We start from the raw sequence: 21,190 nt of genomic DNA on the forward strand, positions 1-21,190 counted from the left end.
ACTGACCCCCCGGCGGGGGGATGCGGCCGGCGTTCGCGGCACGGGGCCCGGCGCGCGCGGCGGGGGGGGGGGCCGGTCGGCCCACCACCCCGTTCCCGTCCGCCCTCCGGAGGTTCAGCGCATCAACGCGGCCAGCAGCGGGCGGAAGTGCGCGAAGCCCGGGGTGTCCGCGTCGGCCTCCTTGGCCTGCTCGTCCCAGCGGCGGACCGCCACCGCGTCCTCGGCGCCCGGGTGCGCGGCGAAGGCCGCGGCCTGCTCCTCGGACATCGGGCCGCCCTGCACCCGGAGCGTGTACTCGGAGGCCTCGGACAGCCGCGCCCGGTAGCCCGGCTCGACCGCGCACAGGTAGCGCTTGGCGGACACGTGCAGGCGGACCGGGTCGGTGACCTCCGGGCCGAACCAGCGGGCCAGCCAGTCCGCACCCGTGTCGCTGTGCCGGTTGTCCTGACCCTCCATCAGATCCCGTCCGTGCAGAGCCCCCTGGAAGTGGCCGACGTCGTGCAGCAGCGCCGCCGCGACCAGGTGCGGGGCCGCCCCGGCCGCCTCGGCCAGCGCGCCGGCCTGGAGCATGTGCTCGGCCATGGTCACCGCCTCGCCCAGGTACTCGCCGGCGCCCTCGCCCGCGAACAGCTCGGCGATCGCGTCCAGTGCGGCTGCCCGGCGGTGCAGTACGGCGAGGGTGCTGGCCAGCGAGTCCAGGTCGGCGTAGCAGCCCTGGAGGTGGCGGTGGCCGTCCTTCTCGAAGGCCGTCCGGGCGTGCATCAGGCGGACGTTGTCGAAGATCAGGCAGTCGCCCCGGTCCAGCCGGAACTCCAGCTGCAGCTCGGGGCGGAGGGTGATCGCGGCGAACCGGCGGTAGGCGTCGTAGAACGCGTCCAGCTCCCGGGCGGTCCCGCGCAGCGTGCCGATCGAGCGGTTGTTGAACCGCACCTCGCGGATCCGGCCGAGCGGATCCACCCCGATCAGCGGCCGGTCGGCCCGCAGTTCGGTGTCCCGGTCGCGGAAGACGAACGGGACGGGCGTGCGGGTCAGCACCGCGAAGGCCTCCGGAGCCTCCTCGCGCAGGACCGCGGCGGCCTTGAACCCGTCCACCAGGCCGGAGTCCCCGCCGGTCGCCGAGTTCTCCAGGCAGTGCAGCAGCTGGAGGGTGGGGACCGGGTCGCGGTACGGGTTGTCGGTGTGCGGGGTGATCGCCGCGCTGGTGAAGGCCAGGTTGTTCGGGTCCGGCTCGACCCGGACGTCGAACAGCTCGCCGTAGTTGGTGACCCGCACGTACCCGAAGGTCCCGGCGACGGCGAGCACCTGCCGTTCCACCGCAGGCACCCCGCGCAGCACGGCGAAGCCGGACCGGCGTACGGCGGCCAGGACGGCGGCGCGCTCCGCCGGGTCGGCCAGGTAGGCCGTCCACTCCGCCTCCGGGAGGCCGTCCGCGAAGTCCGCCGCCGTCCAGAGGCGCTTGTCGGCCTCCGTCCGCCCGTCACCGTCGACGGTGCCGCCGGCCCCGCCGTCGGGCGCCGCCCCGGCCAGCCACTCCAGCGGGTAGCGGGACCGGTGCCCGTCCGACCAGAGCACCTCCAGGTGCCCGCCCTGCCCGCCCTGCCCGTTCTGCTCGGTCTGTGTGCCCTGCTCGGTCTGCGCGGCGATCGCGAGGTCGTCCGGCAGGTCGGTGATCTGGAACAGCTTCTGCCCGTTCCGCGGGTCGCGGCATTCGGCGCAGGGGCAGTTGTCGCGCAGCCAGTACGGCGGAAGCTCGGGCATGGGGTTCCTCCTGGGCGGTCTCACGGGTGAAGTTGTATAGCCAACTTTGCGTTGCGAGGAGCCTCTCGGGCGCCGGTGAGATCCGCGTGGCGAAACGATGAACCCCTCGGGAACAGAAGCTCCCGAGGGGTGGTGAGGCGTGGCCCGGCCGGGTCAGGCGTGGCCCGGCCGGGCGGGGGGTTCGGTCACCCGAAGGAGGGGCCGACCGCCTCCCAGGCGGCCTCCGCCGCCTTGAGGGCGGAGGTGGCGTCGGTGCCGGTGGCGGTGGCCAGGGCGGTGAGGGTGGCGCGGACCGTCCCGGGGGAGGCGGCCGGGCCGTAGTGGTTGACGCGGAGCATCCCGGCGGCGAGTGCGCCGCCACCGGCCTGGACGGGGAGGGTCGGGTCGAGGCGGCGGAGCTCGGCGGCCAGTGCGGCGGCGTCCAGGCCGACCGGGGTGCGCAGGGTGGTGGCCACCGGGGCGGCGTGGGCGTCGTCCGGGACGAACGGGGCGAGGGTGCCGAGGGTGCGGACGCCGGCCCGGACGGCGGCGGACGCCGCGCCGTGGCGGGCGATCACCGCGGGCAGCCCGTCCGCCTCGATCCGGTCCAGGCAGGCGCCGAGCGCGAGCATCTCCAGCTGGGCCGGCGCGTGCGGCAGGACCGTCCGTCCGGCGTCCGTCCAGCGCTCCTTCCAGTCCAGGAGGGAGAGGTAGGAGCGGCGCGGGGCGGCCGGGTTGGCGGTGATCCGCTCCCAGGCCCGCGCGGAGACGGAGACGGCGGAGACCCCGGCCGGCCCGCCCATCGCCTTCTGGCCGCCGATCACGCACAGGTCGACGCCCCAGGCGTCGGTGAGCAGCGGTTCGGCGGCCACCGAGGCGACCGCGTCCAGCATCAGCAGCGCCCCGTGCGCGCGCACGACGGCGGCGATCTCGGCGACCGGGTTGGTGTTGCCCGTGGCGGCCTCGGCGTGCACCAGGGAGACGAAGTCGACCTCCGGGTGCGCGGCGAGCGCCTCGGCCACCTGCCCGGCGGTGACGGCGGTGTCGAACGGCACGGCGAGGTCGACGACGTTCGCCCCGCAGTCGCGCAGCCAGCCGCCGAAGGTCTGCCCGTACGGTCCGGTGACGATGTTGAGCGCGGTCGACCCCGGGTGCGCGGCGCCCCGGATCGCGGCCTCCAGCGGCAGCAGGGCCTCGCCCTGGGTGACGATCACGTCGGCGGTGGTGTGCAGCAGCGCGGCCACCTGGTCCTCGACGGCCGCGAAGTCGGCGGCGCTGAACGGGGGCAGGTCGAGGTAGGGGGTCACGGGGTCGGGCCTCTCACGTGGGGGAACGGTGACCGGAACGAGTCTGCCCCATCGGCGGTCCTTACAGGGAATGCCGTCGTCGGTAGAGTGCGGGCCATGAGCGATGGCACGGTGCTGCACGTCCGGGGTCGGGTGCTGGTCGGTCCGGAGGACGTCCGCGACGAACTCTGGGTGGTGGACGGCCGGGTGACCTTCGACCGCCCCGTGGCGGCCGGTGACGTCCGGACGGTGGACGGCTGGGTGCTGCCCGGTCTGGTGGACGCGCACTGCCACGTCGGCCTGGACGCGCACGGCGCCGTCGACGCCGCCACCAGCGAGAAGCAGGCGCTCACCGACCGCGACGCCGGCACGCTGCTGATCCGTGACGCCGGTTCGGCCGCCGACACCCGGTGGATCGACGAGCGCGAGGACCTGCCCCGGATCATCCGGGCCGGCCGGCACATCGCCCGCACCCGTCGCTACATCCGCAACTACGCGCACGAGATCGAGCCCGGCGACCTCACCGCCTACGTCCGGGCCGAGGCGCGCCGCGGGGACGGCTGGGTGAAGCTGGTCGGCGACTGGATCGACCGGGAGCGCGGCGACCTCGCCGCCTGCTGGCCCGGCGACGCCCTGGCCGAGGCGATCGCGGCGGCGCACGAGGAGGGGGCGCGGGTCACCGCGCACTGCTTCGCCGCCGAATCGCTGCCCGACCTGCTGGCGGCCGGCATCGACTGCGTCGAGCACGCCACCGGCCTGACCGAGGAACTGATCCCGGCCTTCGCCGAGCGCGGCGTCGCGATCGTCCCGACGCTCGTCAACATCGCCACCTTCCCGCGCCTGGCGGTCGGCGGCGACCTCAGGTTCCCGGCCTGGTCCGCCCACATGCGGCGGTTGCACGCCCGCCGCTACGACACCGTGGGCGCCGCGCACGACGCGGGCATCCCGATCTTCGTCGGGACGGACGCGGGCGGCTCGATCGCCCACGGCCTGGTCGCCGACGAGGTGGCCGAGCTGGTCAAGGCCGGGCTGAGCCCGGCGGAGGCGCTCTCGGCGGCCACCTGGTCGGCGCGGGAGTGGCTGGGCCGTCCGGGCCTGGAGGAGGGGGCGTCGGCCGACTTCGTGGTGTACGCGGAGGACCCGCGGGCGGACGTCCGGGTGCTCGCCGACCCGCGCCAGGTGGTGCTGCGCGGGAGTCCGGTGGGGTGAGGCCGGGCGGACGGCGCGGGGGCGGCACGGGGGCGGCGCGCGGGCGGCGCGCGGCCGTCGGCGGCCGGGCGGGCCGAAGATCATCCGGGTGAACGGGCTGTCGTTGTAGGCCGATAGGGTTACGCCCATGGCACCGCGTCCACTGAATGAGATCGTCGAGCCCGGGTGGGCCACCGCGCTGGAGCCGGTGGCCGGGCGGGTCGCCGCCATGGGCGACTTCCTCCGCGCCGAACTGGCGGCCGGCCGCACGTACCTGCCCTCCGGGCCGAACGTGCTGCGCGCCTTCCAACAGCCCTTCGCCGATGTGCGGGTGCTGATCGTCGGGCAGGACCCGTACCCCACCCCCGGCCACGCCGTCGGCCTCAGCTTCTCGGTGGGGGCGGACGTCCGCCCGATCCCGGCCAGTCTGATCAACATCTTCCAGGAGTACGGGAACGACCTCGGTCTCCCGCAGCCCTCGAACGGGGACCTCACCCCCTGGACGCAGCAGGGCGTCCTGCTGCTGAACCGCGCCCTCACCACCGCGCCGCGCAAACCCGCCGCGCACCGGGGCAAGGGGTGGGAGGAGGTCACCGAGCAGGCGATCCGCGCGCTCGCGTCGCGCGGCGGCCCGCTGGTGGCAGTTCTCTGGGGCCGTGACGCGCGTAACCTGCGTCCGTTGCTGGGGGAGATCCCGGCGATCGAGTCCGCGCACCCGAGCCCCTACTCGGCGAACGGCGGCTTCTTCGGCTCGCGCCCGTTCAGCCGGGCCAACGAACTGCTGGCGCGGCAGGGTGCGCAGCCGGTGGACTGGCGCCTGCCGTAGCCGGGCCGCCGTCGCCCGGCTGCCGTGGCCTGCCGTGCCCGACTGCCGTGTCCGGCTGCCGTGCCGGTGGTCGTGGCCGGAGGCCGGAGGCCGTTGCGGCGGGCCGTGGTGTTCCTGGGCGTCAACCTCACCCGAACGAGTGAAATGACGTTCTGTGTGACTCATGTGACGGATTGTTCGAGAAGACTGACGGCTCGTCGTTCGGAGCGCCAGCCCCTTGGCCCCGCCCCCGCGGGCGGGTGATGTCGGAGGTGCGCTCCTCCTCGTCACCACCCGTGGGGGTACCGCCATGTCCTCGTACCGTTCCGTTCCCGCCGTCACCGTCGCCGCCCTCGCGGTGGCGGCGCTGATAGTCCCGGCATCCGTCGTGCCGTCCGTCGCCCACGCCACCGCACCGGGTGCACCGGGGGCGTCCCCGGCGACACCGGCGACACCGGCCGCACCGGCGGCCTCCACGGGGGCCTCCCCGGCGCCCTCCGCCGGCAAGGCGCGCGCCGTCACCGCCGAACTCGACCTGGACGTCAGCCTGTTGAACAAGACCGTGGACGTTCCGGTGAACATCGCACTCAACAAGGTCGAGACCCCCGCGCAGAGGGAGGGGTCCGTCCTCACCGCCGTCGTCGAAGGCGTCGACCAGCAGGGCCCGGTCACCCTGGTCAGGGCCGACCTCGGAAAGTCGGTGACCAAGGTCGACGCCAAGGGCGCCTCCGCCGCCGTCCAACTGGTCAACGCGGACGTCCACGCCCCCGGCCTCCCCGTCACCACCCTGCTCGGCCTGGAGGCGCTCAGCGCCACCGCCACCTGTCCGGTCGACGGGCGGCCGACCGCCGACGTGGTGGCCCCCGCGAAGCTGACCCTCCTCGGCAAGCCCGTCACCGTCAGCCTGTACGGGCCGACCAGGGTGGAGGTCCCGCTGGTCGGCAGCGTCTCGGTCGAGTTCTCCAAGAAGACCACCACCTCGACGACGGCCGCCGCCTCGGCCCTGGAGGTGCGGGTGGAGGTCAACCCGCTCAGCCTCAACGTCGCCAAGGTGACCGGGACCGTCACGGTCGCCTCGGTGAGCTGCGAGAAGCCGGTGCCGACGCCCTCCGCCCCGGCGCCCGCCACCGCCCCGGCCGTGGCCCCGCCCGCCGAGGTGCCCGCGGCCCGGCCGGTGGGGGACGGCACTCCCACCGGCGCCGCCGGTACCGGCAGGGCCGCTGCCGCCCCGCCGTCCGCCACCGGTACGCAGGCCGCCCGCCGTCCGGCCTCCGCCGCCCCGGCCCCGGCGGACCACCTCGCCGCCACCGGCGGCAGTGACTCCACCGCCCCGCTCGCCGCCGGAGCCGCCGCCCTGGTCGCCGCCGGCGCCTGCGCCCTCTGGGCCACCCGCCGTCGCCGGGCCGCTGTCGCCGCCCACGCCCGCAGGCGCTGAAACCCGCCCCGGATCCCGTGCGGGAGTGCCATCTGCGGCACTCCCGCACGGTGACGGTGCCGACGCGGACGGTTGGTTCACATGGGCGTTACATGAGAGGAACAACCGGGAAACGGCGGCTTGCGACGCTACGCGGGCACCCACCACTCAGTTTGCGAGGGACACCGCCGTGGCAATCAAGGCCGAGTACATCTGGATCGACGGCACCAAGCCGACCGCCAAGCTCCGCTCCAAGACTCGGGTCCTGCCGAACGCCGACAAGATCCCCACCTGGGGCTTCGACGGTTCCTCGACCAACCAGGCCGAAGGCCACGCCTCGGACCGAGTGCTGGAGCCGGTCAAGGTCACCAAGGACCCGATCCGCGGCGGCGACAACATCCTCGTCCTCTGCGAGGTCCACGAGACCGACGGCACCCCGCACGAGTCGAACACCCGCGCCCTGCTGCGCACCGTCGCCGAGCAGTACGCGGCGCAGGACTCGATCTTCGGCATCGAGCAGGAGTACACCTTCTTCAAGGGCTCCCGCCCGCTCGGCTTCCCCGAGGGCGGCTTCCCGGCCCCGCAGGGCGGCTACTACTGCGGCGTCGGCGCCGAGGAGGTCTTCGGCCGCGAGATCGTCGAGCTGCACCTCGACCGCTGCATGGACGCCGGCCTCGCCATCTGCGGCATCAACGCCGAGGTCATGCCCGGCCAGTGGGAGTTCCAGATCGGCCCGGTCGACGCCCTGACCGCCTCCGACGACATGTGGATCGCCCGCTACCTGCTCTACCGCACCGCCGAGGAGTTCGGCATCGACGCCACCCTCGACGCCAAGCCGGCCAGGGGAGACTGGAACGGCGCGGGTGCGCACACCAACTTCTCCACCCGGGCGATGCGCGAGGGCTACGACGCGATCATCACCGCCTGCGAGTCGCTCGGCGCCTCCCAGGAGATCGTGCTGGAGCACGTCAGCCAGTACGGCGACGACATCCAGTCCCGCCTGACCGGCAAGCACGAGACCGCCCCGTGGAACGTCTACTCCTACGGCGTCTCCAACCGCGGCGCGTCGGTCCGCATCCCGTGGCAGGTCGAGGTGGACCAGAAGGGCTACATCGAGGACCGCCGCCCGAACGCCAACGTCGACCCGTACGTGGTCACCCGCCTGCTGATCAAGACCTGCTGCGCCGCCCTGGAGAAGGCCGGCCAGGTCTGAGCCACCGCTCACCGGTAACAGCTGAAGCGCCCGCCGGGCCTCCCCCTGCTGCATGGGGGAGGCCCGGCGGGCCTTTCGCGTGGTCGGGGTCAGCCGGAGTGGATGACGTCCGCCAGTTCACGGGCGAGAGCGGCGAGGTCACCGAATCCCGCGTCCCGGACGGCCGTTCCCGGCCGCCCGCCCCCGGACGTTCCAGGACGCTGCCGCCGATGCCCGGCAGGACGTGCACGAGGCGCCTGCGTGCCACGCTCACTCCACTGGAAGCGCTGTGCTGGTGCTGACGGCGGTGCCGCGGTCTCTTGATCCGTGCCGGTCGTGGGCGGATAATCGCCCGCATGACCGCCTCCGCCGCCTCCGCCGCTGCCTCCGGGTGCCTCGTGCGGCGCCTGCACGTGGACCTGGTGCGGGTGTGCGCGGCCGCCTGTCGTCGGTGAGTGCTGCTCCCTCCCCTCCCCGCAGGCGTTCTCGGCACCGGAGTGTGTGTTCATGTCCCTGACCTTCCACTGGTTCCTGCCCACCAACGGCGACAGCCGGCACGTCGTCGGCGGCGGGCACGGTTCGACGCCCGGGACCGCCGGGGCGGACCGGCCGCCGTCCGTCGCCTACCTGGGTCAGATCGCCCGCAGCGCGGAGCAGTTGGGGTTCGAGGGGGCGCTGACGCCGACCGGCGCCTGGTGCGAGGACGCCTGGCTGACGACGGCGATGCTCACCCAGGTGACGGAGCGGCTCAAGTACCTGGTGGCGTTCCGGCCGGGGCAGATCAGTCCGACGCTGGCCGCGCAGATGGCGGCGACGTACCAGCGGCAGTCCGGCGACCGGCTGCTGCTCAACGTGGTGACGGGCGGTGAGTCGGCGGAGCAGCGCGCGTACGGTGACTTCCTCGACAAGGACGCGCGGTACGCGCGGACCGGCGAGTTCCTGTCGATCACGCGCAGGCTCTGGGCGGGCGAGACCGTCGACCACGAGGGGCCCCATCTCCGCGTGGAGCGGGCCGTGTTGAACCGGTTGCCGGACCAGGTGCCGCCGGTGTACTTCGGTGGTTCGTCGCCGGCGGCGGGCGACGTGGCCGCCCGGTACGCGGACGTCTACCTCACCTGGGGGGAGCCGCCCGCGCAGGTGCGGGAGAAGATCACCTGGATCCGCGAACTGGCCGCCGCGCAGGGCCGGGTGGTGCGGTTCGGGATCCGGCTGCACGTGATCACCCGGGACACCTCGGCGCAGGCGTGGGCGGAGACCGAGCGGCTGCTGGCGGCGATGGACCCGGTGCGGATCCGGGAGACCCAGCGCGCGCTCGCGGAGAGCGAGTCCGAGGGGCAGCGCCGGATGCTGGCCCTGCACGGCGGTTCGGCGGCGCGGTTGGAGGTCCACCCGGGGCTCTGGGCGGGCATCGGGCTGCTGCGGGGCGGCGCGGGGACGGCGCTGGTCGGCAGCCACCGGGAGGTGGCCGACCTGATCACGGAGTACCACGAGCTGGGCATCGAGGAGTTCGTGCTCAGCGGGATGCCGCACCTGGAGGAGGCGTACTGGTTCGGGGAGGGCGTGCTGCCGCTCCTCGCGCGGCGCAACCTGTGGCGGCGGCCGGAGTAGCTCCGGCGGGGCCGGCCCGCCAGGTCCGGGGCCGGGGCCCGGCCTGGGTCGGGTGGGGCGGGTGCGCGGGGCCGGCCGTCCGGTCCGTTCTGCCCGAAAGGGAACGTGAAGGGTGGGGATGTCCCCCGGTCGGATCCGGGGGCGTGCCGTCGTGAACTCCGGGCGCCCGGTTCCTAGCGTTGACGACATGACACACCATCACATGATGCTCCGGGGAACCCTCCGGGGTGCGCGACGGCCGGCGCGGTGGGGGCCCGTGCTCGCCGCCGCCCTGGCCGCCTCGGCGCTCGCGGGCACCCCCGCCGCGTCGGCCGCCGGCTCCTCGGCTCCCGTTTCCGCTTCCGTCGGGGCCGAGGCCGGGGCCGGGGCCGCCGCTGCCGTGCCGGGTGCGTGCGCGGCGACCCGTGCGGCCGTCGGAGCGGCCCTGGACACCCTGGTCGGAGGCGACGGAGTCCCCGGCGCGGCCGCCGAGTTCACCGACCCCCGCTGCGGGCGCCGGACCGCCGCCCGCGGCGTCGCCGACCTGGCGACCGGCCGCCCGATGCGGGCGGAGGACCGGCTGCGGATCGGCAGCGTCACCAAGACGTTCACCGCCACGCTCGTCGTCCAACTCGCCGCCGAGGGCCGGATCGGCCTGGACGACACCGTCGAACGCCACCTGCCCGGACTGGTCCGGGGCAACGGCCACGACGGCGGCCGGATCACCGTCCGCCAACTGCTCCAGCACACCAGCGGACTCCCCGACTACACCGAGGCGCTGGTCGGACTGCCCGTGGACGCGTGGCGGTTCCGCCACTTCGAGCCGCGCGAGCTGGTCGCGATCGGGCTCACCCTGCCGCGCCCGGAGAAGGCGTGGTCCTACTCGACCACCAACTCCGTGATCGCCGGCCTCCTGGTCGAGAAGGTCACCGGCCGCCCCTTCGAGGCGGAGCTGCAACGCCGGATCATCGGCCCGCTGGGCCTGCGGGACACCTACTGGCCGGGCGACGAGCTCCGCATCCGGGGCCCGCACTCGCGCAGCTACTACGTCGACCACGCCGCACCCGAGGGCGCCCCGCGCATCGACGGCACCGAGTGGAACGCGAGCTTCGGCGGCGCGGGCGGCGCGCTGGTGTCCACGCCCGCCGACGTGGACCGGTTCTTCCGGGCGCTGCTCGGCGGCCGGCTGCTGCCCGCGCGCTGGCTCGACGAGATGAAGCGCACCGTGCCCGCCGACCCGGACCGCCTCTGGCCCGGTGCCCGGTACGGGCTCGGGCTGATCGCGAGCCCGCTGGAGTGCGGCGGCTGGTGGTGGGGCCACGGCGGGACGATGCCGGGCGGGCACCGGACGCTCGCCGCGGTCGGGCCGGGCGGCCGCAGTCTCGCCCTCGCCCTCACCGAGGTCCCCCGCACCGAGCAGGCCGAGCAGGACTTCCGTGCCGTCGCGACCGCCGCGTTCTGCGCGCCGGTCGGTGGCGGATCCGATGCGACCGAGGAGACGTCATGAGCGACCGCCGTACCGCCGAGGCCCGTTTCGGCGAGGCCCGCTCCGCCGCCGGCCGTTCCACCGGGAGCCGGGCCGCCCGCCCCCGTCGTGCCGGCGGGCGGCGCCCGGCCGGAACCGGGGCGTCGACGGCCGTCCGCCGGGCCACGGCGGCGGGCCTCGCCTTCGCGGCCTGCGTGGCGGTGGTGTCCGCAGCGACCGGCCCCGCCCAGGCCGCGTCCGCCGACGCCTCCGCGTCCGGCGCCTCCGCGTCCGCGACCTCCGCCCCCCGCGGGCTGGACCGCTACTACAACCAGCGTCTCGACTGGCGCAGTTGCGTCGAGGGGCCGGACGACAAGGACGGCGCGGCCCTGGAGCAGGCGGGCGCGCGCTGCGCGGACGTGACCGTCCCGCTCGACTACGGCGACCCCCGGGGCCGCACCATCACCGTCGCGATCTCCCGGATCAAGGGCACCGACACCCGCCACCGGATCGGCGCGATGCTGCTCAACGACGGCGGCCCGGGCGGCGAGACCCTCGGCACTCCGCCGCGCGTGCAGGCGGCGCTCAAGGAGACCGCCGCACGTTACGACATCATCGGCATGGACCCGCGCTTCGTGGGGCGCAGCACCCCGCTGGACTGCGGCTGGCCGGTCGGAACCAGCCTCGCCTCGGCGGGCCTCGGCCGGGCGAGCTTCGACCGGCAGGTCGCCTTCCAGAAGGACCTGGCCGCCAAGTGCCGTGCCGCGGCAGGGTCGTTGCTGCCGCACGCGAGCACCCGCAACACGGCCCGCGACATGGACGTCGTCCGGGGCGCGCTCGGTGAGCGGAGGATCTCCTACCTGGGCGTCTCGTACGGCACCTACCTGGGCACCGTCTACACCCAGATGTTCCCCGGCCGCTACGACCGGGTGGTCCTCGACGGGGCGCTCGACCCGCGCACGTACGGGCCCCGCCTGTTCCCGGGCCTGCTGGCGGAGAACGAGCAGGCGCTCGCCGACTGGGCCGCCTGGGCGGCGGCTCGCCACGACACCTACGGGCTCGGCCGGACCGGGGAGGAGGTGATCGCCGGGATCCGGAGGACCGTCGAGGCGTCGGCGCGCGCGCCGTTGGCCGTCGGCAGCGGCACCGGCACCTTCCTGGTCGACGACACCCGGGTGCCGTTCCTGCTCTTCGCCGGGATCGCGGACGACACGGACGAGGCGCGCGCGGACCTCGCCGAAGAGATGGCCGTGCTGGCCGAGGCCGCGGCGGGCCGGCCGGCCCGGCCGTCGGAGGCGTTCGCCGCCGTGTTGCGGTTCGCGTTCGGCGCGGAGGGGTCGGCGACCGGCAGCTCCCAGCAGGCGATCATGTGCGCGGACGGCACCGCGCCGCGTGACCCCGAGTCGTACTGGCGGGGCGTCGAGCGCACCCGGGCCGAACACCCGCTTCTCGGTCCGATGCTCAACAACATCAACCCGTGTGCCTTCTGGGACCGCCCGCGCGAGGCGCGCACCGAGGTGCGGAGCGACGCCGAGGTGCTGATCGTCGCCGCCACCGGGGACCCGCGCACCACCTACCGGGACAGCGTCGCGCTGCACGGGCTGCTGCCCGGCTCCCGCCTGCTGACGCTCAAGGGCGCCAACCGGCACGCGCTCTACGGGATGTACGGCAACGCGTGCGTGGACGACACGGTCAACGCGTACCTGGCCAGTGGCAGGCTGCCGAAGGGGGACCGGACCTGCACCAAGTAGCCGTACGCTCCGGCCGTGACCCGTGACCCGTGACCCGTGACCCGTGACCCGTGTCTCAGGCCGGGCCGGTGTCTCCGCCCGGCCGTGGCGGCCCGCGGGCGCACTGCCCGCGGGCTCACGGCCCGCCGGTTCACTGCTCGCCGGTTCACTGCTCGCCGAGGGCCATCCACTTCTCCGGTGTCTCCAGCGGTGTGAACCCGACCTTGGCGTAGACCTCGTGGGCGTCCGCCGTGGCGAGCAGGACGCGGCGCAGGCCGTAGGGGGCGAGGTGGTCGCGGACGGCGGTGGCCAGCGCGGTGCCCAGGCCCTTGCCGCGCGCGGCGGGGGCGATGTACACGTCGCAGAGCCAGGCGAAGGTGGCCAGGTCGGTGACGACGCGGGCGTAGCCGAGCTGGGTGCCGGCGGCGCGGTCGTAGACACCGAAGTTGAGCGATCCCGCGACGGCGGAGTCCTGCTTCTCGCGGGGGCGGCCCCGGGCCCAGTAGGAGTCCTCCGACAGCCACCGGTGGATCAGCGCGCCGTCGAGGCGCCCGGGGTCGGTGGAGATCTCGTAGCTGTCGGGGAGGTCACTGGTCATGGCGGGATCCAACCAGAGGCTCCCGCGCCGATCCACCGGATATCCGCAGGCCCCGGGGCGGCCGTGCCTCCTCGCCCGGGGCCGCGGTTCGGGAGTTCAGGCCCCGAACCGCGGGACGACCAGGGGGGACCGCAGGACGAGTTCGCCGATGACGGGCCGGTCGGCGCCGTCGCCGTGGACCAGGGAGGTGAGGGTGCTCGGGAACGCGTCGGTGACCGTCCAGCTCACCGCCGGGGTGCGGGGGCCGTTCAGCAGCGAGACCGTGACGTCCTTCCGGTCGACCGTGTTGAGGCCGATCGTGTCGATCCAGTCGCACAGGGCCTGGTAGCCGTCGGCCGAGCCCCGGCGCAGGGAGACCGTGGCCGTCCTCCGCTGTCCGGGCACCAGGTGGGTGGTTCCCGAGCCGTCCCTGTGCTCGATGACCTCGTAGGACGTCTCCAGCCCGGAGACGTCGTGGAAGAGGTGGTCCCGTCCGTCGACGGAGAGCTTGTAGCGGTAGACGGGCATCGACACGGACGCTCCCGGGGTCGGCCGCACGGCGCGGCGCGGACTGCTGCTCGTAACGGGCGAATCTATGCCACGGAGCGTCAGTTCCGGTTCTCCGTAACCCGTGCGGGCGAGACGCGCCGCGGCGGATCCGGCGGGCCCCCGCCCGACTCCGCCCCGACTCCGCCCCGACCCGCCCCGACTCCGGCCGCCCCGGCTCCGCCCGACCCGCTCAGATCCGCCGCAGGGAGAAGGTGTCGCCCGGCGTGCCGGCGAACGCCAGGTCCAGCCGGCCGGAGAGCGCGTACACGCCGCCGCCGGGGCCGGGCGTGACGGCCGTCGGCAGGAGGTCGGCCGAGGGGCGGACGGAGGTGAGCCGGGCGGTGCGCCAGCCGTCGGTGGAGCGGAGCTCGACCGAGGCGTCGCGGCCCGCGCCGGCCAGGTCGTTGGTCACGCCGACGATGCTGCCGTCGGGGCGGCCGAGCAACCCGTCCAGGTGCAGCAGCGCGCCCGGCCCGCCCGTGCCGGGGCCTCCCGTGACCGGGATCGGGCGGAGGTCCGCCGGCCGGTGCACCGGCACCTGCCAGAGCATGCCGTCGTCCCACTTGCCGATGATCAGCCGGCCGTCCCGGAGGACGATGCCGTTCAGGCCGTAGCCGCCGGGCGCCGGGGTCAGCCGGGCGTCGCGGACCAGGACCGAGGCCGTGCCGTCCGTGCCGATCCGGTACACCACCGGGGCGAGCGAGTCGGTGACGTACGCGGTCCCGTCCGGTCCGAAGGCCACGTCGTTGGCGAAGTGCGGGCCGCCGTCGCCCGCCACCGCGGCCAGGTCCGCGTAGAACAGTCGCCGGCCGGTCTCCAGGTCGTAGGCGCCGAGGCCGGCCAGCCGCCCGGCGGTCGCGGCGGAGGTGCGCGTGCCGAGGCCGTTGTCGCCGTTGGCCAGCAGGACCCGGCCGCGGGCCCGGTCGACGTGCAGGCCGATCACCGAGACCAGCGTGTCCGGTTCGTCGATCAGCGTGCGGACACCGCCGCCCGGGCGGACGACCGAGACCGTGCCGTGGCGCAGCGATCCGACCAGGAAGCGCTGACGGTCCTGGTCCCAGGTGGCTCCCTCCGGGACGAGGGTCGGGGCGTGGCCCGCGATCACGGCCGGGCCCCGGCTCTCGTGGCCGCCGTGGGCGGAGGCCGGCAGAGCCCCGGCGGTGCCGAGCAGGAGGCCGGCCGCCGCAGCGGTGACGGCGGCGGTGCGGAGGAGGTGACGGGTCATCGGAAGTCTCCCTGCGAGGTGGTGCGTCCGGCTGGTGCCCTCAGCCTCGCGGGGCGGTCCGGAGGGCGGCAGTGTCTGGGGATACTGGCAGTGCGACTACCAGGGAAGGGACGGGCGGGGGGATGGACGACGCGGAGACGCGGCGGAACGCGCTGTCGAGCTTCCTGCGCAGCCGGCGTGCCCGGCTGACGCCGGAGGACGTCGGGATGGCGCCGGGGGTGCGGCGGCGCACCCCCGGGCTGCGGCGCGAGGAGTTGGCGCTGCTCGCGGGTGTCGGGGTGACCTGGTACACGTGGCTGGAGCAGGGGCGGGCGATCAACCCGTCGCCGGAGGTGCTGGCGAGCCTGGCCCGGACGTTGCGGCTGGACCGGGCGGAGACGGCGTACCTGTTCCGGTTGGCGGGGAGCCATCCGGGGGCGGCCGGAGCGCCCGGGGCGGTGGGGTCCGAGGCGGCGGGAGACGTGCCGGCGCCGCTGCTGCGGCTGATGCACGCCCAGTGGCCGGCGCCGGCGTTCGTGATGGACGCGGACTGGGCCGTCCGGGCCTGGAATCCGGGCGCGGAGGCGCTGTTCGGGCTGTCCGGCCGGGAGCCGGAGGACTGCAACCTGGCCTGGGTGGTGTTCGCCAGCCCCCTGCACCGCGCCCGGACGGTGGACTGGGAGCACCATGCCCGCCGGACCCTGGCGCAGCTGCGCTCCGCCTTCGCCGAGCGCGGCGGCGACGGTGCGCCGGCAGCGCGGCCGCTGGCCCGGTTGATCAGGCGGCTGCGGGCGGCGTACCCGGAGGCGGACCGCTGGCTGGACGAGCACCAGGTGCTGGAGCGCGCCGGGGTGGAGAAGGACCTGCTGCACGAGGAGTTGGGGATGCTGCGGATCGACCAGGTGGTGCTGCAGGCGTCCGGCGGGCTGCAGTTGGTGGTGCTGACGGCGCGTGACGCGGAGACCGGCGACCGCCTGCGTCGCCTCGCCCCGTCCGCCGTCCGGGCCTGACCGCCGTCCGGGCCTGACCGCCGCCCGGCCCCGCCCGTCGTCCGGACGACCGGTCGACCGCGATCGTTCCGCCGACGCCGGACACGGGATTCCGGCCGGGGTCACCTGGCTGCCGGGGGGAGTTGGAGAGACGTTCATCCGTTCATCCGCCCGGAACTCCGGCCTCGGGGTTCCTCCGGGAGGGGGACTGTCCTCATACGTCCGGAATTGCCTGTGTGCGAAGAGTCGGCGCCTCGGCCGTGAAGCGCGTCCGCTAAATAATGGTGATATGACAACCATGCAACAGGACTTATGCTGACCGGGCTCACGACTTCTCCCCGTGTTCTTCGCTCGAGAAACAGGTCTGCTTGATGAAGTTGCCCAAGGTGTCCGCCGTCCTTGCCGCGGCTGCACTCGCTCCGACCGTCCTGTTCCCGTCGATGGCGTCCGCTGCCGAGCAGCCGAAGCCCGTCGGAGTCAGCGGTCCGGACACGGCGGCCGACACCACGGAGGACGGCGGCTCCCAGGAGGCGGCGGACCGGGCCGAGGTCCGGCGGATCCTGGCCGACAAGGACGCGGGCATCAGCGTCCACGAGGCCGCCGCGAAGGTCGTCGACGGCACGGCGGCCGAACTGCGTCAGTTCCTGGAGGTCGGCCTCCCGAACGCGCGGATCATCGACGACCGCGTCAAGGCCGCCCAGTTCCTCTCCGTCGGCGGCCCTGCCGTGAAGGCGGCGGCCGAGAAGGCCCTCAAGTCCGGCAGCCCCGAGGCGGTCCGCAAGTTCCTCACCGAGGGCCAGTTCGTGGCCCGCGCCGAGGACGACGACCGGGCCGAGGTCCGGCGGATCCTGGCCGACAAGGACGCGGGCATCAGCGTCCACGAGTTCGCCGCGAAGGTCGTCGACGGCACGGCGGCCGAGCTGCGTCAGTTCCTGGAGGTCGGCCTCCCGCGTGCGCGGTCCATCGACGACCTGGTCAAGACCGCCCAGATCCTCTCCGCCGGTGGCCCTGCCGTGCAGGCGGCGGCCAACAAGGCCATGAGCTCCAACAGCCCCGAGGCGGTCCGCAAGTTCCTCGCCGAGGGTCAGCACACGGCCCGTGCCGAGGACGACCGGGCCGAGGTCCAGCGGATCCTGGCCGACAAGGACGCGGGCATCAGCGTCCACGAGGCCGCCGCGAAGGTCGTCAACGGCACGGCGGCCGAGCTGCGCCAGTTCATGGAGGTCGGCCTCCCGAACGCGCGGGCCGTCGACGACCGCGTCAAGGCTTTCCAGGTCCTCGCCGTCGGCGGCCGTGCGGTGAAGGCGGCGGCCGAGGCGGCCCTCAGGACCGGCAGCCCCGAGGCGGTGCGCAAGTTCCTCACCGAGGGCCAGCACACGGCCCGCGCCGAGGACGACCGGGTCGAGATCCTCATCCTCATCGCCGACAAGGAGGTCGGCCCGCGCGTCTTCGCGGGGGCCCAGAAGGCCCTCGGCGGCACGCCCGCCGACCTGCGCCGCTTCCTTGAGGTCGACCTGGCGGGCCTGCGCGAGAGCGACAACCGCGTGAAGGTCTCCCAGGCCCTTGAGACCGGCGGGCCGGCGGTCAAGAAGGCCGCGGGCGCCGCCCTGGAGGGCAGCTACGCGGACGTCCTCGCGTTCCTCAAGGAGGGCTGGTCCAAGGCCCGCGCCGAGGACGAGGCGAACGCGGCCGCCGCCAGGCCGACCTCGCCGGTCCAGGGGCAGAACGCCGGTCAGACCGTCCAGACCGCCAGCGGCGCGGGCACCGTCGCGAACCCGGCCCCGGCCGTGGTGCCCGCCGTGGCACTCGCGAAGGTCACCGGCACCACCGCGACCACCGGCACCGCGGCCGAGACCTCCGGCCCGCTCGCCGCCACCGGTGTGGACGAAAGTGTCCGCTGGGAGGCCGGCGGCGCCGCCGCGGCCGTCGCCGCCGGTGCGGCCCTGGTGGCCGTCTCCCGCCGCCGTCGCGCCGCCGAGTAGTCACATCGGCGCGACGACCGCAGCGTGACCAGGTGCCCCGCCCCCACGGTCGGGGCACCTGGCGTTCGGCACCGCGTCCTACGACCCGGTCGACCCGGTCGAGTCTGTCGACCCGGGCGGGCCGGGCGAGAGCGGTGTGCGGGCCACCGTCAGATACCGGGAACGGCGTCCTTCGGAACGGTGTGCCAGTTGGTGACCACCGGCTTGTCCACCTTGGTCGGACCGACCGGGAGGCTGACCGGGTCCGGGTCGGCCTTGCCGACGGCGACGATGACGTCGGTGAACTCGATCTCCTGGTTCCCCTTGGTGCTCTTGGGGTTGACGCCCGCGTACGCCACCTTGTCCCCGCCGAGGGTGATCGGCGTGCCGACGGCCTGCTCGGCGTTGGCGGCCTCGATACCGCCCGAGCCGAACGCGATGGTCGCGTGCGGGCCAGGGAGTGTGCAGCTGACGCCAGGCTTGGCCTTGGCGGTGATCAGGATGAACCCGCCGGCCTGGGACTCGGTCCTGGTGGTGAACGTGAGGTCCTTCGTGGCGCAGTTCTGCCCCGGGGAGCCGGACTTCGTCCCGGGCGCGGAGGCAGCGGCGGAGGCGGAGGTCGCTGTGGAGGCGGACGCACTGCCGGACGGCGAGGTCGCCTTCGAGGGCGCGGCGGCGGGGACGGTCGTCGTGGCCGCCGCCGTGGCGGCGGCCGTGGCCACCGGGCTCGCCGCGGCGGAACCCCCGTCGCCGTTCTCCGGTCCGCAGGCGGTGGCGGCAGCGGCGAGCACCGCGACGGCGGCGGCAGTGAGGGCGAGGCGGCGCGTACGCATACGGGGCTCCCGGGTCGGTCCACCGGTGCGGTTCACCGGTGCGACCACCGTAGGTCCGGGCCGTTCACGGCCCGGTCCGCGCAATATCCCGATCCTGTCCCAGAAGCCGCGGAGCCCGGATGCCGGGCGGAAGGGGCCGGGGAGCCCGGACGCGTGGCCGACGCCCCGCTCCGGGGCCGGGCGACCCGTGACGCCCGCTGGTGACACGGGTCGTCAACTCGGCCTCCGTGCGCGACGATGCCGTCATGACGACGCCGCTCCCGCGGCTTCTCCTCGACGTCGACGGGCCGTTGAACCCGTACGCCGCCAAGCCCCACCAGCGGCCTGCCGGGTACGGCACCCACCGCGTCAAGCCGGACTCGTGGGTGGCCCGGTTCCCGCAGCGGCCCGCCGAGTACGTCCGGCCGCTGCGGCTCTGGATCAACCCCGACCACGGCCCCGAACTCCTCTCCCTCCCCTACGAGTTGGTCTGGGCGACGACCTGGATGGCGGAGGCCAACACCTGGATCGCCCCGCTCCTCGGCCTGCCCGAACTCCCCTACGTCGCCTGGCCGCAGCTCCACCAGGAGGACCCGGACGGCCTGCACTGGAAGACCCGCGCACTGGTGGCGTGGGCCGCCGGCCGCCCGTTCGTCTGGGTGGACGACGAGCTGGGACCGCAGGACGCCGCGTGGATAGCCGACCACCACCCCGGACGGGCCCTCGCCCTCCACGTCGATCCGAAGCTCGGCCTGCGGGGCGGCGACTTCGCCACCCTCCGGGAGTGGGCGGCCGCCGCGTGAGCCGCGGACCGGCCGGCGCCGCGCGCCACCCGGTGAGCGACCTCGCCGGCAGCCGTCGGGCAGCTCCCGGCGTGTCGGGCGGGCCCCGGCGCGGCCGCGGGCGACGGGGCGGGCCCGGGCGTCACCGGGGCCGTGCCGAGGCGCGGGTGTGGCCGGGCGTGGCGGGGCGTGCCGGGAGGAGCCCGGAAGAACCCGGAGAAATTTCCGTCGGCGATGTCGAGAACCCGTGGCCGGCTCCGTCCCAGGGGCGGACGCGGCCACAATGGGTCGCACAGCACCGAGGAGAGACGTCATGGCCAAGTACCTGCTGCTCAAGCACTACCGCGGAGCTCCGGTCCCGGACGACTTCGTGTCCATGGAGCACTGGACGCCGGAGGAGATCTCGGCGCACGTGCAGTACATGCGCGACTTCGCGGCCCGCCTGGAGGAGTCCGGCGAGTTCGTCGACAGCCAGGCGCTCGCACCCGGGGGCGCGTGGGTGCGCTACGACGGCGAGGGCCGCCCGCCGGTGACCGACGGCCCGTTCGCCGAGACGAAGGACCTCGTGGCCGGCTGGATGGTGATCGACGTCGACAGCTACGAGCGCGCCGTCGAGCTGGCCGGTGAGCTGTCCGCCGCCCCCGGGGCGGGCGGGAAGCCGATCCACGAGTGGCTCGAACTGCGCCCCTTCCTGTCCGCGCCGCCGACCGTCACGGAGTGACCTCCCCGGTGGACGAGGACCTGCTGCGGAACCTCACCCCTGGCGTGCTCGCGATCCTCGTCCGGCGCGGAGCCGACTTCGCGGCGGCCGAGGACGCCGTGCAGGAGGCGCTGGTCGAGGCGGTCCGCGGCTGGCCCGCCCGGCCGCCGGCGGACCCGAAGGGCTGGCTGGTCACCGTGGCCTGGCGCAAGTTCCTCGACGCGACCCGGGCGGACACGGCCCGCCGCCGGCGGGAGGAACTCGTCGACGAGGAGCCGGAGCCGGGGCCCGCGCCCGCGCTGGACGACACGCTCCGGCTGTACTTCCTGTGCGCCCACCCGTCGCTGACGCCCTCGTCCGCGGTCGCGCTCACGTTGCGCGCCGTCGGCGGGCTCACCACCCGCCAGATCGCCCGGGCCTACCTGGTGCCCGAGGCGACCGTGGCGCAGCGCATCAGCCGGGCCAAGCGCACCGTCTCCGGCGTGCGGTTCGACCGGCCCGGGGACGTCGCCACCGTGCTGCGCGTCCTCTACCTGGTCTTCAACGAGGGCTACTCCGGGGACGTCGACCTCGCCGCCGAGGCGATCCGGCTCACGCGGCAGCTCGGGGCCCGGATCGATCACCCCGAGGTGGCGGGTCTGCTCGCGCTGATGCTGCTCCACCACGCGCGGCGTGCCGGCCGGACCGCACCCGACGGCAGCCTGGTGCCGCTCGCCGAGCAGGACCGCACCCGGTGGGACACCGGGGCGATCGCCGAGGGCGTCGCGATCCTCCAGGCGGCCCTGGCCCGGGACCGGCTGGGCGAGTTCCAGGCCCAGGCCGCCATCGCGGCACTCCACGCCGACGCGCCCACGGCCGGAGAGACGGACTGGGTGCAGATCGTCGGGTGGTACGACGAGCTCGTGCGCCTGACCGACAGCCCGGTCGTCCGGCTGAACCGCGCGGTGGCCGTCGGCGAGGCCGACGGGCCGCGCGCCGGTCTGGCGGCCCTCGCGGAGCTGGACGACTCCCTGCCCCGCCACACGGCGGTGGCCGCGTACCTCCGCGAGCGGGACGGTGACCTGGCGACGGCGGCGCGGCTGTACGCCGAGGCGGCCCGGGAGGCGCCCGACCTCGCCGAACGCGACCACCTGACCCGGCGGGCCGCCCGGCTCAACGCCCGCCTGCGTCGCGGACGGGCCGCCCCGGGTGCCTCGCGGGTGCCTCGCGGGT

At 74.8% G+C, this 21,190-nt stretch carries 18 protein-coding genes; 12 read left to right on the forward strand and 6 right to left on the reverse strand.

Annotated elements, in window-relative coordinates; genetic code table 11:
* Nucleotides 1-114: 114 nt before the first annotated feature.
* Complete coding sequence (locus ACFWOG_RS28555) at nt 115-1,758, reverse strand: phosphonate degradation HD-domain oxygenase (protein WP_380361601.1); 1,644 nt, start codon at nt 1,756-1,758, stop codon at nt 115-117.
* 185 nt (nt 1,759-1,943) lie between these two features.
* Nucleotides 1,944-3,044 carry a pyridoxal-phosphate-dependent aminotransferase family protein gene (locus tag ACFWOG_RS28560; protein WP_380361603.1) on the reverse strand — a complete coding sequence of 367 codons (1,101 nt, stop codon included), beginning with the start codon at nt 3,042-3,044 and terminating at the stop codon, nt 1,944-1,946.
* A 96-nt stretch (nt 3,045-3,140) separates the two neighbouring features.
* Between ACFWOG_RS28560 and ACFWOG_RS28565 the strand changes: the two genes are divergently transcribed.
* The 7 genes from ACFWOG_RS28565 (at nt 3,141) to ACFWOG_RS28595 (ending at nt 12,425) form a co-directional block, all read left to right on the forward strand.
* Entirely contained in the window at nt 3,141-4,232 is a 1,092-nt protein-coding gene (locus tag ACFWOG_RS28565) for an amidohydrolase family protein (protein WP_380361605.1), read from the forward strand.
* A gap of 127 nt (nt 4,233-4,359) precedes the next feature.
* Entirely contained in the window at nt 4,360-5,037 is a 678-nt protein-coding gene (locus ACFWOG_RS28570) for a uracil-DNA glycosylase (protein ID WP_329876261.1), read from the forward strand.
* Nucleotides 5,038-5,326: 289 nt separating this feature from the next.
* A complete protein-coding gene (locus ACFWOG_RS28575; RefSeq protein ID WP_380361608.1) occupies nt 5,327-6,451 on the forward strand; it encodes an SCO1860 family LAETG-anchored protein in 1,125 nt (374 codons plus the stop codon).
* Between the two features lie 169 nt (nt 6,452-6,620).
* Complete coding sequence (gene glnII / locus ACFWOG_RS28580) at nt 6,621-7,643, forward strand: glutamine synthetase GlnII (protein WP_329876257.1); 1,023 nt, start codon at nt 6,621-6,623, stop codon at nt 7,641-7,643.
* A 486-nt stretch (nt 7,644-8,129) separates the two neighbouring features.
* Nucleotides 8,130-9,230 carry an LLM class flavin-dependent oxidoreductase gene (locus tag ACFWOG_RS28585; RefSeq protein WP_380361610.1) on the forward strand — a complete coding sequence of 367 codons (1,101 nt, stop codon included), beginning with the start codon at nt 8,130-8,132 and terminating at the stop codon, nt 9,228-9,230.
* 187 nt (nt 9,231-9,417) lie between these two features.
* Nucleotides 9,418-10,716 (forward strand): serine hydrolase domain-containing protein, encoded by a 1,299-nt coding sequence (locus tag ACFWOG_RS28590; RefSeq protein ID WP_380361612.1) that lies wholly within the window; start codon nt 9,418-9,420, stop codon nt 10,714-10,716.
* Nucleotides 10,713-12,425 (forward strand): alpha/beta fold hydrolase, encoded by a 1,713-nt coding sequence (locus ACFWOG_RS28595; protein WP_380361614.1) that lies wholly within the window; start codon nt 10,713-10,715, stop codon nt 12,423-12,425. The genes ACFWOG_RS28590 and ACFWOG_RS28595 overlap by 4 nt, the downstream gene beginning before the upstream one ends.
* A 145-nt stretch (nt 12,426-12,570) precedes the next feature.
* Here ACFWOG_RS28595 and ACFWOG_RS28600 read toward each other — a convergent pair whose 3' ends face one another.
* From ACFWOG_RS28600 to ACFWOG_RS28610, 3 genes are all read right to left on the reverse strand, one after another.
* Nucleotides 12,571-13,002 carry a GNAT family N-acetyltransferase gene (locus tag ACFWOG_RS28600; RefSeq protein WP_355399882.1) on the reverse strand — a complete coding sequence of 144 codons (432 nt, stop codon included), beginning with the start codon at nt 13,000-13,002 and terminating at the stop codon, nt 12,571-12,573.
* A gap of 96 nt (nt 13,003-13,098) precedes the next feature.
* The gene (locus ACFWOG_RS28605; protein WP_380361626.1) at nt 13,099-13,509 is read right to left on the reverse strand and encodes a phage tail protein; all 411 of its coding nucleotides are present in this window, start codon (nt 13,507-13,509) and stop codon (nt 13,099-13,101) included.
* Between the two features lie 211 nt (nt 13,510-13,720).
* The gene (locus ACFWOG_RS28610; protein WP_380361617.1) at nt 13,721-14,755 is read right to left on the reverse strand and encodes a hypothetical protein; all 1,035 of its coding nucleotides are present in this window, start codon (nt 14,753-14,755) and stop codon (nt 13,721-13,723) included.
* A 122-nt stretch (nt 14,756-14,877) separates the two neighbouring features.
* On the opposite strand from ACFWOG_RS28610, the gene ACFWOG_RS28615 reads away from it, so the two are divergent.
* Together ACFWOG_RS28615 and ACFWOG_RS28620 are read left to right on the forward strand one after the other, a co-directional pair.
* Complete coding sequence (locus ACFWOG_RS28615) at nt 14,878-15,744, forward strand: helix-turn-helix transcriptional regulator (protein WP_380361619.1); 867 nt, start codon at nt 14,878-14,880, stop codon at nt 15,742-15,744.
* A gap of 350 nt (nt 15,745-16,094) precedes the next feature.
* Nucleotides 16,095-17,705, forward strand: a complete 1,611-nt coding sequence (locus ACFWOG_RS28620; RefSeq protein WP_329948670.1) for an ALF repeat-containing protein — start codon at nt 16,095-16,097, stop codon at nt 17,703-17,705.
* 149 nt (nt 17,706-17,854) lie between these two features.
* Here the strand turns inward: ACFWOG_RS28620 and ACFWOG_RS28625 are convergent, their stop codons facing one another.
* Complete coding sequence (locus ACFWOG_RS28625) at nt 17,855-18,517, reverse strand: hypothetical protein (RefSeq protein WP_380361621.1); 663 nt, start codon at nt 18,515-18,517, stop codon at nt 17,855-17,857.
* A gap of 245 nt (nt 18,518-18,762) precedes the next feature.
* On the opposite strand from ACFWOG_RS28625, the gene ACFWOG_RS28630 reads away from it, so the two are divergent.
* The 3 genes from ACFWOG_RS28630 to ACFWOG_RS28640 form a co-directional block, all read left to right on the forward strand.
* Nucleotides 18,763-19,299: a hypothetical protein gene (locus tag ACFWOG_RS28630; protein ID WP_380361623.1), complete on the forward strand. Its 537-nt coding sequence runs from the start codon at nt 18,763-18,765 to the stop codon at nt 19,297-19,299.
* A gap of 292 nt (nt 19,300-19,591) precedes the next feature.
* Nucleotides 19,592-19,999 carry a YciI family protein gene (locus tag ACFWOG_RS28635; RefSeq protein WP_329948673.1) on the forward strand — a complete coding sequence of 136 codons (408 nt, stop codon included), beginning with the start codon at nt 19,592-19,594 and terminating at the stop codon, nt 19,997-19,999.
* Nucleotides 20,000-20,007: 8 nt separating this feature from the next.
* Nucleotides 20,008-21,190 (forward strand): RNA polymerase sigma factor (locus ACFWOG_RS28640; RefSeq protein ID WP_380361628.1); only part of this gene is annotated, 1,183 nt, incomplete at its 3' end.

This window comes from Kitasatospora sp. NPDC058406 (genome assembly GCF_042722765.1).
Lineage (GTDB): Bacteria > Actinomycetota > Actinomycetes > Streptomycetales > Streptomycetaceae > Kitasatospora.

Coding starts and splice junctions, on each gene's coding strand:
- ACFWOG_RS28590 (WP_380361612.1), top strand. CDS start 9,418: ATGACACACCATCACATGATGCTCCGGGGAACCCTCCGGGGTGCGCGA.
- ACFWOG_RS28635 (WP_329948673.1), top strand. CDS start 19,592: ATGGCCAAGTACCTGCTGCTCAAGCACTACCGCGGAGCTCCGGTCCCG.
- ACFWOG_RS28615 (WP_380361619.1), top strand. CDS start 14,878: ATGGACGACGCGGAGACGCGGCGGAACGCGCTGTCGAGCTTCCTGCGC.
- ACFWOG_RS28575 (WP_380361608.1), top strand. CDS start 5,327: ATGTCCTCGTACCGTTCCGTTCCCGCCGTCACCGTCGCCGCCCTCGCG.
- ACFWOG_RS28625 (WP_380361621.1), bottom strand. CDS start 18,517: ATGCGTACGCGCCGCCTCGCCCTCACTGCCGCCGCCGTCGCGGTGCTC.
- ACFWOG_RS28620 (WP_329948670.1), top strand. CDS start 16,095: ATGAAGTTGCCCAAGGTGTCCGCCGTCCTTGCCGCGGCTGCACTCGCT.
- ACFWOG_RS28630 (WP_380361623.1), top strand. CDS start 18,763: ATGACGACGCCGCTCCCGCGGCTTCTCCTCGACGTCGACGGGCCGTTG.
- ACFWOG_RS28595 (WP_380361614.1), top strand. CDS start 10,713: ATGAGCGACCGCCGTACCGCCGAGGCCCGTTTCGGCGAGGCCCGCTCC.
- ACFWOG_RS28610 (WP_380361617.1), bottom strand. CDS start 14,755: ATGACCCGTCACCTCCTCCGCACCGCCGCCGTCACCGCTGCGGCGGCC.
- ACFWOG_RS28605 (WP_380361626.1), bottom strand. CDS start 13,509: ATGCCCGTCTACCGCTACAAGCTCTCCGTCGACGGACGGGACCACCTC.
- ACFWOG_RS28600 (WP_355399882.1), bottom strand. CDS start 13,002: ATGACCAGTGACCTCCCCGACAGCTACGAGATCTCCACCGACCCCGGG.
- ACFWOG_RS28570 (WP_329876261.1), top strand. CDS start 4,360: ATGGCACCGCGTCCACTGAATGAGATCGTCGAGCCCGGGTGGGCCACC.
- ACFWOG_RS28585 (WP_380361610.1), top strand. CDS start 8,130: ATGTCCCTGACCTTCCACTGGTTCCTGCCCACCAACGGCGACAGCCGG.
- ACFWOG_RS28555 (WP_380361601.1), bottom strand. CDS start 1,758: ATGCCCGAGCTTCCGCCGTACTGGCTGCGCGACAACTGCCCCTGCGCC.
- ACFWOG_RS28565 (WP_380361605.1), top strand. CDS start 3,141: ATGAGCGATGGCACGGTGCTGCACGTCCGGGGTCGGGTGCTGGTCGGT.